Consider the following 971-nt stretch of genomic DNA (forward strand, 5'->3'; position numbering starts at 1 on the left):
GGACCGGCGTGCCGCGCCCCGACTCCGCGCGACGGCACGGCGCGCCGGGTGAAAACTCCGCACGACGGCACGCCGCGCCGACCGCCCTCGCCGCACGATAGCGTCGACGAATGACGGATGCCGCGGCGAAGCCGCACCTCGTGCGGGCCCTCTGGGGCGCGACCCATCCCGGTCCCACGCTCGTGGTCACCGTCCTCTCCCTCGCGCTCGGGATCGCGGCGGGCGTCGAGCCGGCGCGGCTCGCGCTGCTCGTGGTGGCCGTCTTCGCGGGTCAGGTGTCGGTCGGGCTCTCCAATGACGCGATCGACGGGGCGCGTGACGCGGCCGTCGGCCGCACCGACAAGCCCATCGCCGGGGGAGCGGTCACCCCGGAGCGTGCGCTCGCGGTGGCCGTGGCATCCGCGATCCTCGCCGTGGGACTCTCGGTGCCGCTGGGCCCGGGGCTCGTCGCGGCGCACGCCATCGCGCTCGGCTCGGCCTGGGCCTACAACGCCGGGCTGAAGTCGACGCCGTTCTCGATCGCGCCCTTCGTGCTGAGCTTCGGGCTCTTCCCCTCGTTCGCGACGCTGTCGACCGTCCCTCCGGCGCTCGCGGCGCCCTGGGCGTCCGTCGCCGGGGCGGCGCTCGGAGCAGCCGTCCACCTCACCAACGTCGTGCGCGACCTCGACGACGACCGCCGCACCGGGGTGCGGGGACTCCCGCACCGCCTCGGGGCGCGCGCCTCGGTGGTCCTGGCCGCGTGCGGGATCCTCGCCGGCGCGATCGCGGTGCTTCGGGGCACGGATGCCACGGCCCTGGGCCTCGTCTTCTTCGTGGCGGTGGCGGCGGTCGCGGTCGCCGCGGTGGTCATGGTGTTCGTGCGATCGCCGGGGCGGGCGGTGTTCCAGCTGACGATGCTGGCGGCGCTGCTGCTCGCCGCGCAGCTCGTTGTGGCGTGACGGCGCGGGCCGCTGGGCAACGGCCCGGTGGCT

The 971-nt window shown here is 76.0% G+C and carries 1 protein-coding gene; it reads left to right on the forward strand.

The genetic code is table 11. The features are described 5' to 3' along the window. Positions 1–110 precede the first annotated feature (110 nt). On the forward strand, positions 111–938 hold the full coding sequence (locus tag P2P98_RS13725; protein ID WP_275800596.1) for a UbiA family prenyltransferase: 828 nt from the start codon (positions 111–113) through the stop codon (positions 936–938). Positions 939–971: the final 33 nt, after the last annotated feature.

It is taken from the genome of Microbacterium sp. Kw_RZR3 (assembly GCF_029222405.1).
Taxonomy (GTDB): domain Bacteria; phylum Actinomycetota; class Actinomycetes; order Actinomycetales; family Microbacteriaceae; genus Microbacterium.